This window comes from Ruegeria sp. AE4, assembly GCF_056542185.1.
This window is the reverse complement of sequence record NZ_JBQFZK010000009.1, coordinates 67,085-83,381: the sequence shown is the minus strand read 5'-3', so window position 1 is coordinate 83,381 and position 16,297 is coordinate 67,085. Positions and strand designations below refer to the sequence as shown.

Sequence of the window (16,297 nt, the reverse complement as noted above, 5' to 3'; positions counted from 1 at the left end):
GAATGCAAAGGCCCGTCTCATGTCCGAACCGAAGAAGCTGTTTATCAAGACCTATGGCTGTCAGATGAATGTCTATGACAGTGAACGCATGTCCGAGGCGCTGGGCGGGCAGGGCTACGTTGAAACCCAGACCCCCGAAGATGCGGATATGATCCTGCTGAACACGTGCCACATCCGCGAGAAAGCGGCAGAAAAAGTGTATTCCGAACTGGGGCGCTTCAAGGGTCTGAAGGCCGAGAAGCCTGATCTGAAAATCGGCGTGGCGGGCTGTGTTGCTCAGGCGGAAGGCGAAGAGATCATGCGCCGCCAGCCTTTGGTTGATCTGGTGGTAGGTCCGCAAAGCTATCACCGCCTGCCCGAGATGGAGGCAAAGACCCGAGCGGGCGAAAAGGCGCTGGACACGGATTTCCCCGAAGAAGACAAGTTCGAAAAATTGAAAAACCGCCCCAAGGCCAAGCGCGGACCGACGGCGTTTTTGACTGTTCAGGAGGGCTGCGATAAATTCTGCGCCTTCTGCGTGGTTCCTTATACACGCGGTGCTGAAGTCAGCCGCCCAGCCGATCGCATCATCCGCGAAGCCCATGATCTGGTCGAACGCGGGGTACGCGAGATCACGTTGCTGGGCCAAAACGTCAACGCCTATCACGGTGCCGGGGCGAATGGTGACATGACGCTTGCCGGCTTGATCTGGGAACTGAACAAGGTCGACGGGCTGGAACGCATCCGCTTTACGACCTCGCACCCAAACGACATGGCCGACGACCTGATCGAGGCACATGGCACCTGTGACAAGCTGATGCCTTATCTGCACCTGCCGGTTCAGTCGGGTTCGGACCGTATCCTCAAGCGGATGAACCGTAGCCATACGGCAGAAAGCTATCTGCGGCTGGTCGAACGCATTCGTGCGGCGCGTTCAGATATCGTGATGTCGGGGGACTTCATTGTTGGTTTCCCAGAAGAGACCGAAGATGATTTTCAGGCCACGATGGATTTGGTCGAAGAGGTCAAATACGGCTATGCCTATTCCTTCAAATACTCCACACGTCCGGGAACCCCGGCAGCTGAACGGTTGCAGGTTGATCCGGCTGCGGCAGATGAACGGTTGCAGCGGCTTCAGGCCTTGATCACGCGCCATCAGCGAGAGATTCAGGACGGTATGGTCGGACGCACTGTCCGCGTTCTATTCGAAAAACCGGGTCGCTTGTCCGGGCAGATGGTTGGAAAGTCCGAATATTTGCATTCGGTGCACGTAAAAGGACCAGAGATCGCCACGGGTGACTTGAGAGAAGTCCGGATCACTGAGTCGGGGGCAAATTCTCTGGCCGGTGAGTTGTTGTAGGTCGGTGTAAACACCTCCCGGACACCATAGTTGGTGTTTGTTTCCGAAATTTACCCTTGATTTATTGCTCGGAACTATGCTCCGAGAGGAGCCATGGTTTTTTGGGCGCAAGGTTCTGCGTCTGCAAATCGGCTGTATGCCGGTCCCGGAAAACGGGATGAGGGAGGTACGAGTGACGACTATCAAGAGCTTTAGGAGCCTGAGCAGGTTGAAAACGCTGACGCTAACTGCCGCTGTTACACTGATTGCCGGCGCATCCATGGCCGGTGATTTGAAAGGTGAGGTAACCGATCCGGAAGTGGTAGGCCCGGAAAGATTCAGCACTGATGTCAGCGCTTTTTACCTGGGACTTACCGGCGGTTATGGGTCTGGTGGGGACGATCGGTTTGGCCTGACAACGCCCAGCAGGCAGTTTGATATCGGTGATCAGGACTTGTCGGGGACATACGGGGGGCTCCGGGGGGGGTGGCGTGGTATTTTACCTGCTACCGGTGGGCGCGACTATGTCTATGGCTTTGAAGTCGGGTATGAATTCGGTTCCCTGGACGACACTGTCAGCAGGCGGATCGGCGGCGTCAATGTGCAAGGCGGAACAGAGATTTCGGATGTTCTGGCAGTCCGATTTCGTAATGGTCTGACAAACCGCAGCGGACGAATTCTGTATTTCTTCAGTGTCGGATATCTGTGGGGCGATGTGGAAACAACCAACAGCTTGGCATTGGGCCCGACGGTTCAGAATTTCTCGGCGTCAGATCGGCGGAACGGTTATTCGGCAAGCATAGGGGCCGAGCATAAGTTGTCCGACAATTGGTCGATTACGGGCGAATATGAATATGTCCAATTCCAATCAAAAAACGTCCAGTTCAGTTCTGGCTTTTCCACAAAGTCCACACCAAAATACAGCGGTTTGAGATTCGGGCTGAACTATACCTTCTGATGTTCGCCCAATCGGCAACCGATCACCGTTAAATCGGCTGTTATGACATCTCAGCGTTTATTTTTGAAACTGTGGCTTGCGCCTACCAAGATTTGTTGTCTACGCTCGGAGTGAACAGCCAAGACAGGAGAGCGGATTGGCCATCGGTGCCCTGACCCCACCGCAAGATGAAATGCCCCAACACGAGGCGTTCGTAGAATTTCCAGACAACCGATTGCTGATTGACCTGTGCGGTGAATATGACCGCAATCTGGCCGAGATCGAAACCAAGCTTTCGGTCCAGATTGTACGTCGCGGCAATCAGTTGGTTGTTATGGGCGATGATGATGCTCAGAAACAGGCGGTTGAAGTGCTTCAATCGCTGTATACACGGCTTGAAGGTGGGCGCGAGGTTGAGGCCGCAGACGTCGATCGCGAGTTGCGGATGGGTGTTTCGGAGCAGGGAACTGGAAGCCGCGATGGCGATCAGCTTGAGATGTTCAAGGGCGGTTCTGTCGAGATCAAGACCCGCAAGAAGCTGGTTGAGCCGCGCACCGACGCCCAGAAAGCCTATGTCCAGTCACTGTTCAACAATGAGCTGGCCTTTGGAATTGGTCCAGCGGGGACGGGTAAGACCTATCTGGCGGTGGCGGTCGGGGTTTCGATGTTCATCGGCGGGCATGTGGATCGAATCATCCTGAGCCGTCCGGCGGTCGAGGCGGGCGAGAAACTGGGCTATCTGCCGGGTGACATGAAGGATAAGGTCGACCCTTACATGCAACCGCTTTATGACGCGCTGAACGATTTTCTGCCCGGAAAACAGTTGGCCAAACTGATCGAAGAGAAACGAATCGAAATCGCTCCGCTGGCCTTTATGCGCGGTCGTACGCTGGCCAACGCATTTGTGGTTCTGGACGAAGCGCAAAACGCCACCACGATGCAGATGAAGATGTTTCTGACCCGTCTGGGGGAAGGAAGCCGCATGGTCATCACCGGCGACCGGTCACAGGTCGATTTGCCGCGTGGTGTTCAATCGGGTCTGGCGGATGCTGAGAGGTTGTTGAAAACGATCCCGAATATCAGTTTTAACTACTTCACCTCGAAAGACGTGGTGCGCCACCCGCTTGTCGCTGCGATCATCGAGGCGTATGAGGCCGATGCGGGCCGTGAAACCACGTGAGCACATAGCCCGTTAACGAGGCTGTTGTGCGGTAAGATGACCCTGGATCTCATTTTCGAAGACGAAAGGTGGCAAGATCTTGAGGTCTTGTCACAAAAGGCGATTAACGCCGTTCTGACCCATTGCGGTTTGACCCCGGAGCTGTGCGAAGTCAGTATTCTGGGGTGCAACGATGCGCGGATTTCCGAACTGAACGCAGAATTTCGGGGCAAACCGACGCCCACCAATGTGCTGAGCTGGCCTGCGGGAGACCTGGCTCCGGACGAGGCAGGGCAATCACCACGCCTGCCAGAGCCGGACTTTACCGGCGAGATTGTTCTGGGCGATGTTGCGATTTCCTATGACACCTGCGCCCGAGAGGCGGCCGAAGCCAACAAGGCAATGAGTGATCACGTGACCCATTTGCTTGTTCACGGAACGTTGCATTTGCTGGGTTATGATCACATTCGTGACCCCGATGCCACCTTGATGGAAGGGATTGAGGTCAAGATACTTGGCAAATTGGGTATTGATGACCCATATAAGGTATAATGTGGGTTCAAGACCCGATCAGTTGGAACAAGGTAATGGGCGATATAGAAGGCAGTTCTAGGGCGGCGCAAAGCGCGCAACCTCAGGACAGCAGTACTGAAACGGAAGAGAAAACCGGTTTGTTTTCTCGAATCCTCGAAGTGTTTTCGAGCGATGATACTCAACCGGACCAGACGGTGAACGGACAAAACGCGGCTGTGGCGCAGCCACGCGGGATGATTAACCTGCGCCGGATGCGCGTTGAGGATGTTGCCATCCCTACCGCTGAAATTGTCTCGGTACCTTCGACGATCACAAAAGATGAACTGGCGGACGTTTTCCGAAGCAGTGGTATGTCGAGGATTCCAGTCTATGAGGGAACCTTGGATACACCGCTTGGTTTTGTTCACCTCAAGGATTTTGCTCTGACCCACGGTTTCAACGGTGGGGGTAAAAAGTTTGATCTGACCTCTATGCTGCGGACGCTATTGTTCGTGCCGCCATCCATGCCAATCGGCGTCTTGTTGACCAAGATGCAAACCGAGCGGCGTCACATGGCATTGGTGATTGATGAATATGGCGGCGTTGATGGTCTGCTGACGATCGAAGACCTGATCGAGCAGGTCGTAGGTGAAATCGCTGACGAGCACGATGCGGATGAAGACCAGCTTTGGGTGCAGGAAAAGCCCGGATGCTATGTGGTACAGGCGCGTGTGCCGCTCGAAGATTTCGAGGCCGAGATTGGCCGGTCTCTGACCAGTCATGAAGACGTCGACGAAGAGGAAATCGATACTCTGGGCGGGCTTGTCTTTATGCTCTCCGGCCGCGTTCCGGCGCGGGGTGAGGTTGTCATTCACCCAGAGGGCCCGGAATTCGAAGTGATCGAAGCCGATCCACGCCGAATCAAACGGCTGCGCGTCATGCTGCCGGACGTTGCTGCATGACCCCAGTAAGGGGCTGGCCATTATCGTTGAGATTGTTGGTCGCTGCCACCCTTGGCGGGGCAGGCGCGTTTGGTCAGGCGCCGCATCTGTATTGGGGCGCAACCGTTTTGGCTCTGGTTCTGATTGTGCCGATTTTCCTTGCCAGCGAAACCCGAGGCCGGGCGGCATGGGTCGGCTGGGCCTTCGCGACCGGCTATTTTGCCCATGCCCTTGGCTGGATCATTGAGCCGTTTCAGGTAGATGCTGAACGCCATGCCTGGATGGCCCCGTTTGCGTTGGTGTTCTTGGCGGGCGGACTGGCCTTGTTCTGGGCTGCCGCCTTTGGCCTGTCGCGCAATAATGGTGCCACGCCCATTCGTCAGGGCATATTACTGGTTGCAGTCTTGTCCCTGGCCGAGGTGGCGCGTGGATATGTGCTGACCGGCTTTCCATGGGCTGGAGTCGCGCAGATCTGGGTGGATACACCGGTGGCTCAGGTGCTGTCTCTGGTTGGGCCATATGGGTTGAACGCGCTGACCTTTGCGGCAACGCTCCCAATTGGCGCGGCATTGGTGCAGGATAAACCCTTGAACGGTTTGGCGCGGACCCTGGGTTTTACAGTCGCGATGGCCGCGCTGGCGATTACTTATGGGTCGACGCGACCCGTCGTTCAGGACGGTTCGCATCTGGTTCGCGTGGTTCAGCCGAATGCCCCCCAGCACCAAAAATGGGATCCGGCATATGCGCCTTTGTTTTTTGCGCGTCAGGTTGAATATACCGCAGCCTTTCCCAGACCCGACCTGATTGTCTGGCCCGAGACCGCAGTTCCAGCTTGGTTAGGTGGCGCACAACCGTTTCTGTCAACTGTTGCGGATGCCGCGCAGGGTGTGCCGGTGATATTGGGGATTCAGCGCGCAGAAGGCCCGAGAATCTTCAACTCGCTGGTCTATCTGGATGAAACCAGGCGTCAGGCAGGGTTGTATGACAAACACCACTTGGCGCCTTTCGGTGAATACGTCCCCTTGGGTGACCTGATGGGGCGTTTCGGGGTCAGTGGTCTGGCGGCCACAACCGGGCACGGGTTCAGCGCGGGGCCGGGTCCCGCCCTGTTGGACCTCGGCAAGCTTGGAAGCGCATTGCCCCTGATTTGCTACGAAGCCATTTTCCCGCAAGATGTGAATGGTGCGCCGGGTCGGGCTGACTTCTTATTGCAGATCACAAATGACGCGTGGTTTGGTACGCGGTCGGGACCGTTTCAACACCTGGTGCAAGCCCGGATGAGGGCAATTGAGCAGGGCTTGCCGATGATCCGTTCGGCCAATACCGGTGTATCGGCCATGATTGACCCATTGGGTCGGGTGACTGCGTCGTTGGCTCTGGGTGAGGCAGGATATGTGGACGCCGTGCTGCCGCAACCACACCGTCGCACGACTTATGCACGTATCGGGGACAGTCCGATCGTTGTTGTCTTACTGTTTATTCTGGCGATGGCGCTGTTTGGTACTCGCGGCAACCGGGCAATTAGAGATTGACCCCAACTTTGGGCAAGCGTATGCGTCTGTGGTCTGCCACAACGGCTTCCTGGCGTGGCGGAGAAACCTTAATGGAGCACATTTATGTCCCGACAGAACTATACTTTTACTTCGGAATCCGTTTCTGAAGGGCACCCGGATAAGGTCTGTGACCGTATCTCGGATGCTGTCCTTGATGCATTTCTAAACGAAGAGCCTGAGGCGCGCGTGGCCTGCGAAACCTTTGCCACGACCAACCGCATCGTTATCGGTGGCGAAGTTGGTCTGTCGGACAAGGACAAACTGCATGACTACATGAGCCGCATCGACGAAATTGCGCGCGAGTGCGTGAAAGACATCGGATACGAGCAGGACAAGTTCCACCACGAAACAGTCGAGGTGACGAACCTTCTGCACGAACAATCCGCCCATATCGCGCAGGGCGTGGATGCCGCGGACAACAAGGACGAAGGCGCTGGCGACCAGGGCATCATGTTTGGCTTTGCCACAACCGAGACGCCTGCGCTTATGCCTGCGCCGATCCAGTATTCGCACGCAATCCTGCGGCGTCTGGCCGAAGTGCGCAAGAACGGCACCGAACCTGCACTGGGGCCGGATGCGAAATCTCAGTTGTCTGTCGTTTATCAAAACGGCAAACCGGTCGGCGTCAGCTCGATCGTTCTGTCGACGCAGCATCTGGATGAGGCGCTGACGTCGGATGACATCCGCGCCATCGTTGAACCCTATATCCGTGAAACTCTGCCCGAAGGCTGGCTGTCGGCTGATACCGAATGGCACGTCAACCCGACCGGCAAATTCGTTATTGGCGGGCCGGATGGCGACGCGGGATTGACCGGTCGTAAGATCATCGTGGATACCTATGGTGGCGCAGCCCCGCATGGTGGCGGTGCTTTCTCGGGCAAAGACCCGACCAAGGTTGACCGTTCGGCGGCCTATGCCGCGCGCTACCTGGCGAAAAACGTCGTAGCCGCCGGTATGGCCGAGCGCTGCACCATTCAGTTGAGCTATGCCATTGGCGTATCGAAGCCGCTGTCGATCTATGCAGACACGCATGGCACGGGTCAGGTTGCAGATGCGGCGATCGAAAAAGCAGTTGGTCAGATCATGGATCTGACACCCCGCGGCATTCGTCAGCACCTTCAGCTGAACAAGCCGATCTACCAGCGTACAGCGGCTTACGGGCACTTTGGCCGCGAACCGGATGCAGATGGCGGTTTTAGCTGGGAACGCACTGATCTGGTCGACGCGCTGAAATCAGCAGTTTGATCTGAAAAATCCAAAGCGCGCCTTCAGGGGCGCGCTTTTTCTTTTGGGGCGGTGCACGCTCTTGCAACGTACTCCGCTGCGCAGTATGGCCACCGCCATGAGCACCGAGACCCCACAACGCCCGCGCAGAAACTTTTATGGCCGCTTCAAGGGCAAGACCCTGAAGCCCAGTCAAAAGACCTATCTGAACGAAGATCTGGCCGCCTTGTCACCCGGCGCTGTGGACTGGGACACCAACCCTGAACGCAAGCCGCTGGACCTGGATGGCCTGTACGGCGGTAAACCGGTCTGGTTGGAAGTCGGCTTTGGCGGTGGTGAGCATCTGGTGCACCAGGCGCAAAACAATCCTGACATTGGCATCATCGGGGCCGAGCCTTACATCAACGGTGTTGCCATGCTGCTGGGCAAAATCCGTCAGGCAGGTGTTGAAAACCTCGCCGTGCACCCTGGCGATGCGCGCGATCTGTTCGACGTGCTGCCAGAGGCCAGCATTTCGCGCGCGTTCCTTCTCTATCCCGATCCATGGCCCAAAACGCGGCATCATCGCCGTCGATTTGTAACCCAGGAACATCTTGAGCCATTGGCAAAGGTGCTGAAACCCGGGGCGATCTTCCGGGTTGCTACTGACATTCCCGATTACGTGCGTCAGACATTGGAAGAGGTTCCGCGCGCCGGGTTTGAATTGCTGGCCGAACGCCCTTCGGACTGGCGCGAACCGTGGAACGACTGGATCTCCACGCGATACGAGCAGAAGGCGCTGCGCGAGGGTCGGACACCTCATTACCTGACCTTCCGACGCAAAGGCTGATTGCCGCTGGACCAACGGGCGTCAATTCGCTAATCGGCTTGAGCACTGATAGCGCAAAAGGAGCCCTCATGTCCGGACACGGCACGCCCATCCCGATGACCTCGCATCCCTGCGGCCCGCTGACCGGCATGGCAGAGGTGCCCGGCGACAAGTCGATTTCGCACCGGTCGCTGATCCTTGGCGCAATGGCCGTGGGTGAAACCCGGATTTCGGGCTTGCTGGAGGGCGAAGACGTTCTGGATACCGCCAAGGCGATGCGTGCCTTCGGTGCTGAGGTCACAGATCACGGAAACGGGGAATGGACAGTGCACGGCGTGGGTGTCGGTGGCTTCGCCGAACCGGGTCAGGTGATCGACTGTGGTAACTCGGGAACCGGCGTGCGGCTGATCATGGGGGCGATGGCGACCTCTCCGATCACTGCGACATTTACCGGTGATGCCAGCCTGAACAAACGCCCCATGGCGCGTGTAACTGATCCTCTGGCCTTGTTTGGGGCAGAATCGGTTGGGCGATCCGGCGGGCGCTTGCCGATGACCATCGTTGGCGCGGCGGACCCGACCCCTGTGCGATACGAAGTTCCTGTGCCGTCGGCGCAGGTGAAATCTGCCGTTCTGCTGGCGGGTCTGAATGCTCCCGGAAAGACCGTTGTGATCGAGAAAGAGGCCACGCGTGACCATTCCGAACGGATGCTGGCTGGATTTGGTGCCGAGATCACCGTCGAGGATACCGATGAGGGCCGAGTTATCACTTTGACCGGTCGCCCGGAACTGAAGCCGCAGGTCATCGCTGTACCGCGCGATCCGTCCAGTGCGGCTTTTCCGGTTTGCGCGGCGTTGATCACACCTGGATCCGATGTTTTGGTGCCTGGGATTGGTTTGAACCCCACACGCGCGGGCCTCTTTACGACCTTGCGCGAGATGGGCGCTGATCTGACCTATGAAAACGAACGCGAAGAGGGGGGCGAGCCAGTCGCCGATTTGCGCGCCAAGTACTCGCCCGACATGAAAGGCATCGACGTTCCTTCCGAGCGTGCCGCCTCAATGATCGATGAATACCCGGTTCTGTCGGTAGTGGCTGCAAATGCCACAGGCACAACGATGATGGGCGGCGTGAAAGAGCTGCGCGTGAAGGAAAGCGACCGGATTGACGCCATGGCGCGTGGCCTGCGCGCCAACGGGGTGACTGTTGCCGAAGGTGATGACTGGTGGTCGGTTGAAGGGCTGGGCATCGGCAACGTTCCGGGAGGAGGCACCTGCGAGAGCTTTCTGGATCACCGCATCGCCATGTCGTTCATGGTGATGGGTATGGGGGCACAGAGCCCCGTGAGTGTGGATGACGGCGGCCCGATCGCGACGTCGTTCCCGATCTTTGAACCACTGATGGAGTCGCTGGGTGCAAAGGTAGAGCGCACTTGAGTTTCACTGTTGCCATTGACGGACCAGCGGCTGCGGGCAAGGGCACGATATCAAAGGCCGTGGCGGCGCATTTCGGCTTTGCTCATCTGGACACGGGTTTGCTGTATCGCGCTGTCGGAAGGCGTACGCTTGAGGGGGAAAGCGCGATTGAAGCCGCGCAGTCTCTGACCGCAGAGGAGCTTGAGAAGGGCGACCTGCGCACGGCCGACGTTGCGCAGGCAGCTTCCAAAGTGGCGGTTCTTCCAGAGGTTCGCGCTGCCTTGGTCGATTTTCAGCGCGCCTTTTCCCGCAGGGCAGGTGGGGCCGTTCTGGACGGTCGTGATATTGGCACGGTGATTTGTCCAGATGCCGAAGTGAAGCTGTTTGTAACAGCCAGTGCAGAAGTGCGCGCCGAGCGGCGCTTCCTGGAGCTTAGTGCAAAAGGCGCTGACGTAACCCGTGAACAGGTTCTGGCGGACGTCAGAGAACGGGACGCGCGGGATGCTGAGCGCAGCACCGCTCCGATGAAACCCGCTGAGGATGCCGTGCAGTTGGACACCACCGATCTGAGTATCGAGGCGGCGTTGGCCAAAGCCCTTGAGGTGATCAACGCAAAACTGCCCGCGACGCGTTAACGCCGCGGGCAAACGGGTCAGGTCTTACAGCTCGCCCACGGCGACGCTTTTGATATTCACCCATTGGTCATCCGCCGTTTTTGCGGTGGTGACAACGTCCTTCAAAAAGGCTGCCCGGGTTTCCGCGTTCAGGAACAGAAACAATTTTCCGTCTGCGACAAGGTATTGATCCGGGTCACCGTCAAATTTCTTGCCGACTGATACGCCGAACGAACAGAAGCCACCGTGCTGCGGCAGGTATGCGGCAGGGTTTGCCTCGAACGCTTCACGGTTCGCGGCGGACGTGAAATAATAGGAGGCTCCGTCATAAGTTGACGAATGAGTGGCGAAGCCTTCGACCGGGTTGCCATCATTGACCAATGCAACCAGATCAACCCCATGCGCGGCCAGCGGCGCACCGGCGGCTGAAAGGCCGTTGGACACGTTGATTTCGTCAGCGGCAAAGGCTGGGGTGGACAGGGCAACTGCAGTCGCCATGGCGGCAAAGATGAGAGATTTCATGATATTTTCCCTTTGGTTCTGGTTTCGGGTCGATCGCTTTGTCGACCGATAAGGCAAAGCTAGGGAAAGGATGCGGAACGTTTAATCTCAGATACGCCACCAGATCTTGCAGATCGTACAAAAAGGCGAATGGCTGGCGTTCAATCTGCAAATCTCCACCATCCATCCCGAGACGTAGGAAGCCGGGCGCTGGGTGACGCGCGGAACGTTGAGACATATCACCTTTGCGTTGCAAGCTGAGGCTCAGCCGCGTGGTTCGGTTCCCGGTACCAGGATTCCTTCTGACAAGAACCTGCCGCGGACCATGCAGACTTGTTCAGTCAGAATCCGCTATCGTTCAGATTGCCAAATCGCATTGGGGATCAGCGTTAGGCAGGAGTTCCTGCGCGCGCTGCCGCGCACCATAGGCTTTGCACTTGCACCGGCTCAAGATTCAGCCTATACGCGCGCTGTCGATACAAGGGCGGTCAACGTCCGGATGACGTTTCTGAGCAGGGCCGGGTTACCTCGGCCCTTTGTGTTTGTTTGCTCAGGGGCGCACCGGATCACGCTTGAAGACATCATGAAACAAGACCGGCGGAGACAACCGCTCGGCCAGCAAAAACGTACTGTAAAGGAAATGAACGCCACATGGCTAACGCATCCATGGAGGAATTCGAAGCCCTCCTGAATGAAAGCTTCGAAATGGACACGCCCGAAGAGGGTTCTGTTGTCAAAGGCAAGATTCTGGCGATTGAAGCCGGTCAAGCCATCATCGACGTAGGCTATAAAATGGAAGGCCGCGTTGATCTGAAAGAATTCGCAAATCCCGGCGAAGCCCCTGAAATCGCTGTCGGTGACGAGGTCGAAGTTTACTTGCGCGCCGCAGAAAACGCCCGTGGCGAAGCCGTCATCTCGCGCGAGATGGCCCGCCGCGAAGAGGCATGGGACCGTCTGGAAAAAGCATATGCCGACGACCAGCGTGTCGATGGTGCAATCTTTGGCCGCGTCAAAGGTGGCTTCACCGTCGATCTGGGTGGCGCGGTTGCGTTCCTGCCCGGTTCGCAGGTTGACGTACGCCCCGTACGCGACGCAGGCCCGCTGATGGGTCTGAAGCAGCCGTTCCAGATCCTGAAAATGGACCGCCGCCGTGGCAACATCGTTGTGTCGCGCCGCGCAATCCTGGAAGAATCGCGTGCCGAACAGCGCGCCGAAGTCATCGGCAACCTGACCGAAGGTCAGAACGTCGAGGGCGTGGTCAAGAACATCACCGAATACGGCGCATTCGTTGACCTGGGCGGCGTAGATGGCCTGCTGCACGTCACTGACATGGCATGGCGTCGTGTGAACCACCCGTCCGAGATCCTGACGATCGGTGAAACCATCAAGGTTCAGGTCATCAAGATCAACAAAGACACCCACCGCATCAGCCTGGGCATGAAGCAGCTTCAGGAAGATCCGTGGGATCTGGTTGCTGCCAAGTACCCTCTGGGCTCGGTTCATCAGGGTCGCGTCACCAACATCACCGACTACGGCGCATTCGTCGAACTGGAAGCCGGTGTCGAAGGTCTGGTGCACGTGTCCGAGATGTCCTGGACCAAGAAAAACGTCCACCCCGGCAAGATCGTCTCGACCAGCCAGGAAGTCGACGTCATGGTTCTGGAAATCGACGGTGCCAAGCGCCGCGTGTCTCTGGGCCTGAAGCAGACTCAGCGCAACCCATGGGAAGTGTTTGCAGAAACCCACCCCGAGGGCACCGAAGTCGAAGGCGAAGTCAAGAACATCACCGAATTCGGTCTGTTCATCGGCCTCGAAGGAGACATCGACGGCATGGTTCACCTGTCGGACCTGTCCTGGGACGAGCGTGGCGAGGATGCGATCCAGAACTACCGCAAAGGCGACATGGTTTCGGCCGTTGTCTCGGAAGTGGATGTCGAGAAAGAGCGTATCTCATTGTCGATCAAAGCTCTGGGCGGTGACAAGTTCGCAGAAGCCGTTGGCGGCGTGAAGCGTGGCTCGGTCATCACTGTCGAAGTGACTGCAATCGAAGATGGCGGCATCGAGGTCGAGTACGAAGGCATGAAGTCGTTCATCCGTCGTTCCGACCTGTCGCGTGACCGTTCCGAACAGCGCCCCGAGCGTTTCTCGGTCGGTGACAAGGTTGATGTCCGCGTAACCAACGTCGACAGCAAGACCCGTCGTCTGGGTCTGTCGATCAAGGCACGCGAGATCGCAGAAGAGAAAGAAGCCGTGGAACAGTACGGTTCTTCCGACTCGGGCGCGTCGCTGGGCGACATTCTGGGCGCAGCGCTGAAGTCGGGCGACTAAGCCTGGGGCGCATCCCAAGCATGATTTACGGCCTCGCATGGAAGTGCGGGGCCGTTTTTGTTGCGAATCAACATGTTCCAAACACGTTGCTTAAACTCGATAATGTTCGCGCTTGAAGTGTGTAAATCGGCCTGTCGGGCAAAATTTCGCGTGAGAATATGGCAAAATAAAGCCTCAACACGCAGAGTATCCGTTCCCCCGTTCTGGGTTTTTTCCTATACTGTCAAAACAGTAGACCTGTCACACCGGCTGCCTGGGAGGGTATCACGAATGATCCGTTCAGAACTGATTCAGAAAATCGCTGACGAAAACCCGCATCTCTATCAGCGTGATGTCGAGCGGATTGTGAACACCGTGTTCGAAGAAGTCACCGATGCCATGGCGCGCGGCGACCGGGTCGAACTGCGTGGCTTTGGTGCCTTTTCGGTGAAAAAGCGGGATGCCCGCGTTGGGCGCAACCCCCGTACCGGTGAAACCGTTCAGGTCGAAGAAAAATGTGTACCATTTTTCAAAACTGGTAAGTTGCTCAGGGATCGTTTGAACGGTAAAGCCTGACCTCATGATGCGTTACCTTCGATATGCTTTTCTTGGGACTCTCGGGATCGTTCTGATTTCCGTTTCCTTGGCAAATGTTCAGTCTGTAGAACTGAAACTGATGCCCGATGCTCTGGCCGAGCTTCTGGGCTTTAACGTCAGTACCTCTTTACCACTTTTTCTGGTCGTTCTGGGCGGTGTTGTCGCCGGTTTGATCATCGGTTTCATGTGGGAATGGCTGCGGGAACACAAACACCGCCGCGATGCGACCGTGAAAAAGGGCGAGGTCCGCAAGCTTGAACGCGAGGTCAAGAAGCTCAAGAAAAAGCAGAACGAGGGTAAGGATGATGTTCTGGCCCTGCTTGACGAGGCCAGCTGAGGCTTATGTCTACCGATGTGTCCGTTAAAATCTGCGGTTTGACCGCCTCAGAACATGTGCGCGCAGCCGTTGCAGCCGGTGCGCGCTATGTCGGGTTCAACTTTTTTCCCAAATCGCCCCGTTACGCACCGATACCGCAAGCCGCGGCGTTGGCCGCCGAAGTACCAGTCGGCGTCGCCAAGGTCGCTCTGGCCGTGAATTTCTCGGACGCGCAGCTTGATGAGATTGTCGCGGGGGTTCCGCTGGATATGTTGCAGCTTCACGGCGGAGAGAGCCCCGAGCGTGTGGCAGAGATCAAGCAGCGCTATGGCCTGCCCGTCATCAAGGCGATCGGTGTTGCCGAGGCCGAGGATTTGGCTGCGATTGATCTGTATTCCGAAGTTGCAGACCAGCTTCTGATCGATGCAAAGCCGCCGAAGAATTCGGAACTTCCCGGCGGCAACGGTCTTCCTTTTGACTGGCGGCTGCTGGCAGGTCGAAAATATTGGCGCAGGCCGTGGATGTTGTCCGGTGGTCTGAACCCAGACAATGTCGCTGAGGCGATCCGCATGACGGGTGCGCGGCAAGTCGATGTGGCGTCGGGTGTTGAAAGCGCGCCGGGCGTAAAGGACGCTGGACTGATACAGGCATTTATCGACGCGACACGCTGATTTTGTTTGCCGCTGCCAGGGGGCGACATGGTGCGTTTTGCCATGGCAAATCCCGCGACGACCACCTATGAAAGTCAGGTACGACGAGGGAGACACCCATGGCCAACGATCTTTTCAATTCCTTCATGTCCGGCCCTGACGAGCAAGGGCGCTTTGGCATATTCGGCGGGCGTTTTGTCAGCGAAACGCTGATGCCGCTGATCCTGTCACTGGAAGAGGAATACAACAAAGCCAAGGATGATCCGACCTTCTGGGCCGAGATGGATGATCTGTGGGCCAACTATGTGGGCCGCCCCTCACCTCTGTATTTCGCGGAACGCCTGACCGAGCATCTGGGCGGGGCGAAGATCTATCTGAAACGTGATGAGCTGAACCACACCGGCGCACACAAGATCAACAACGTGCTGGGCCAGATCATTCTGGCGCGACGCATGGGCAAGACCCGGATCATTGCCGAGACCGGGGCAGGGCAGCACGGTGTGGCCACAGCCACGGTCTGCGCGAAATTTGGTTTGAAATGCATCGTCTATATGGGTGCCCATGACGTGCAACGTCAGGCCCCGAACGTGTTTCGTATGCGCCTGCTGGGGGCCGAGGTGATCCCTGTGACCTCGGGTCGCGGTACGCTGAAGGACGCGATGAATGACGCGCTGCGTGACTGGGTGACCAATGTGCGCGATACGTTCTACTGCATCGGCACAGTGGCCGGTCCGCACCCATACCCGGCGATGGTGCGTGATTTCCAGTCGATCATTGGCAAGGAAGCGAAAGAGCAGATGATGAAGGCCGAAGGCCGTCTGCCCGACACTATCATTGCGGCAATCGGCGGCGGCTCGAACGCGATGGGTCTGTTCTATCCTTTCCTTGATGACAAGGACGTCAACATCATCGGTGTCGAGGCCGGCGGTAAAGGTGTAAACGAAAAGATGGAGCATTGCGCCTCGCTGACAGGCGGTCGTCCGGGCGTTCTGCATGGCAACCGCACCTATCTGCTGCAGGATGATGACGGGCAGATTCTGGAAGGCTATTCGATCTCGGCCGGTCTGGACTATCCGGGTATCGGGCCCGAACATTCCTGGTTGCATGAGGTTGGTCGCGCGACTTACGTCTCGATTACCGACAAGGAAGCGCTTGAGGCATTCCAGCTGTGCTGCGCCACTGAGGGTATCATTCCGGCGCTGGAACCCAGCCACGCTCTGGCGCATGTCATGAAGATCGCGCCCGAGTTGCCCAAGGACCACCTGATCTGCATGAACATGTGTGGACGTGGTGACAAGGATGTTCAGACCGTCGCAAAATACCTGAACTTTGACATGTCTGACACCGAGGGCCGCACGGCCGGTTGATTTCGAACCGGGGCCACATGCCCCGGTTTACAATCTCGACCAATCAAGCTGCCGGAACACCCTTCGGTCCACCCGTG

16 protein-coding genes and 1 riboswitch are annotated in these 16,297 nt (G+C 57.4%); of the genes, 15 read left to right on the top strand and 1 reads right to left on the bottom strand.

Translation table 11 applies throughout. The features are described 5' to 3' along the window. Positions 1 to 19: 19 nt before the first annotated feature. The 10 genes from miaB to ACR0EK_RS12530 all read left to right on the top strand — a co-directional run bounded on the left by miaB (position 20) and on the right by ACR0EK_RS12530 (position 10,503). Positions 20 to 1,339 carry a tRNA (N6-isopentenyl adenosine(37)-C2)-methylthiotransferase MiaB gene (gene miaB, locus ACR0EK_RS12575; RefSeq protein WP_480900156.1) on the top strand — a complete coding sequence of 440 codons (1,320 nt, stop codon included), beginning with the start codon at positions 20 to 22 and terminating at the stop codon, positions 1,337 to 1,339. 172 nt (positions 1,340 to 1,511) lie between these two features. Further along, positions 1,512 to 2,276: an outer membrane protein gene (locus tag ACR0EK_RS12570; RefSeq protein WP_480900154.1), complete on the top strand. Its 765-nt coding sequence runs from the start codon at positions 1,512 to 1,514 to the stop codon at positions 2,274 to 2,276. Between the two features lie 136 nt (positions 2,277 to 2,412). Further along, positions 2,413 to 3,435 (top strand): PhoH family protein, encoded by a 1,023-nt coding sequence (locus tag ACR0EK_RS12565; RefSeq protein WP_480538620.1) that lies wholly within the window; start codon positions 2,413 to 2,415, stop codon positions 3,433 to 3,435. 36 nt (positions 3,436 to 3,471) lie between these two features. After that, complete coding sequence (gene ybeY / locus ACR0EK_RS12560) at positions 3,472 to 3,966, top strand: rRNA maturation RNase YbeY (protein WP_480900152.1); 495 nt, start codon at positions 3,472 to 3,474, stop codon at positions 3,964 to 3,966. Between the two features lie 35 nt (positions 3,967 to 4,001). Then, the gene (locus ACR0EK_RS12555) at positions 4,002 to 4,889 is read left to right on the top strand and encodes a hemolysin family protein (protein WP_480484022.1); all 888 of its coding nucleotides are present in this window, start codon (positions 4,002 to 4,004) and stop codon (positions 4,887 to 4,889) included. Continuing rightward, positions 4,886 to 6,400, top strand: coding sequence for an apolipoprotein N-acyltransferase (gene lnt, locus ACR0EK_RS12550; protein ID WP_480900150.1), 1,515 nt, complete (start codon positions 4,886 to 4,888; stop codon positions 6,398 to 6,400). The genes ACR0EK_RS12555 and lnt overlap by 4 nt, the downstream gene beginning before the upstream one ends. 30 nt (positions 6,401 to 6,430) lie before the next feature. Further along, a riboswitch (SAM-SAH riboswitch) is annotated at positions 6,431 to 6,479 on the top strand. A 5-nt stretch (positions 6,480 to 6,484) separates the two neighbouring features. Then, entirely contained in the window at positions 6,485 to 7,666 is a 1,182-nt protein-coding gene (metK, locus tag ACR0EK_RS12545; protein ID WP_480832706.1) for a methionine adenosyltransferase, read from the top strand. Positions 7,667 to 7,763: 97 nt separating this feature from the next. Next, entirely contained in the window at positions 7,764 to 8,474 is a 711-nt protein-coding gene (gene trmB, locus ACR0EK_RS12540) for a tRNA (guanosine(46)-N7)-methyltransferase TrmB (protein ID WP_480967848.1), read from the top strand. Positions 8,475 to 8,542: 68 nt separating this feature from the next. Next, positions 8,543 to 9,889 carry a 3-phosphoshikimate 1-carboxyvinyltransferase gene (gene aroA, locus ACR0EK_RS12535; RefSeq protein WP_480967847.1) on the top strand — a complete coding sequence of 449 codons (1,347 nt, stop codon included), beginning with the start codon at positions 8,543 to 8,545 and terminating at the stop codon, positions 9,887 to 9,889. Continuing rightward, entirely contained in the window at positions 9,886 to 10,503 is a 618-nt protein-coding gene (locus ACR0EK_RS12530) for a (d)CMP kinase (protein ID WP_480774044.1), read from the top strand. Before aroA ends, ACR0EK_RS12530 begins: the two co-directional genes overlap by 4 nt. A 24-nt stretch (positions 10,504 to 10,527) precedes the next feature. Here ACR0EK_RS12530 and ACR0EK_RS12525 read toward each other — a convergent pair whose 3' ends face one another. After that, positions 10,528 to 11,004 (bottom strand): YHS domain-containing (seleno)protein, encoded by a 477-nt coding sequence (locus ACR0EK_RS12525; RefSeq protein ID WP_480774045.1) that lies wholly within the window; start codon positions 11,002 to 11,004, stop codon positions 10,528 to 10,530. A 630-nt stretch (positions 11,005 to 11,634) separates the two neighbouring features. Here ACR0EK_RS12525 and rpsA point away from each other — a divergent pair. From rpsA to trpB, 5 genes are all read left to right on the top strand, one after another. Continuing rightward, complete coding sequence (gene rpsA, locus ACR0EK_RS12520; RefSeq protein WP_480484015.1) at positions 11,635 to 13,311, top strand: 30S ribosomal protein S1; 1,677 nt, start codon at positions 11,635 to 11,637, stop codon at positions 13,309 to 13,311. Positions 13,312 to 13,581: 270 nt separating this feature from the next. Next, positions 13,582 to 13,866, top strand: coding sequence for an integration host factor subunit beta (gene ihfB / locus ACR0EK_RS12515; protein WP_050603110.1), 285 nt, complete (start codon positions 13,582 to 13,584; stop codon positions 13,864 to 13,866). Positions 13,867 to 13,873: 7 nt separating this feature from the next. Then, positions 13,874 to 14,224, top strand: coding sequence for a LapA family protein (locus tag ACR0EK_RS12510; protein ID WP_267365457.1), 351 nt, complete (start codon positions 13,874 to 13,876; stop codon positions 14,222 to 14,224). A gap of 5 nt (positions 14,225 to 14,229) precedes the next feature. Then, entirely contained in the window at positions 14,230 to 14,874 is a 645-nt protein-coding gene (locus ACR0EK_RS12505; protein ID WP_480484014.1) for a phosphoribosylanthranilate isomerase, read from the top strand. 98 nt (positions 14,875 to 14,972) lie between these two features. After that, entirely contained in the window at positions 14,973 to 16,220 is a 1,248-nt protein-coding gene (gene trpB, locus ACR0EK_RS12500) for a tryptophan synthase subunit beta (protein WP_267365446.1), read from the top strand. The last annotated feature ends 77 nt before the right edge of the window (positions 16,221 to 16,297 follow it).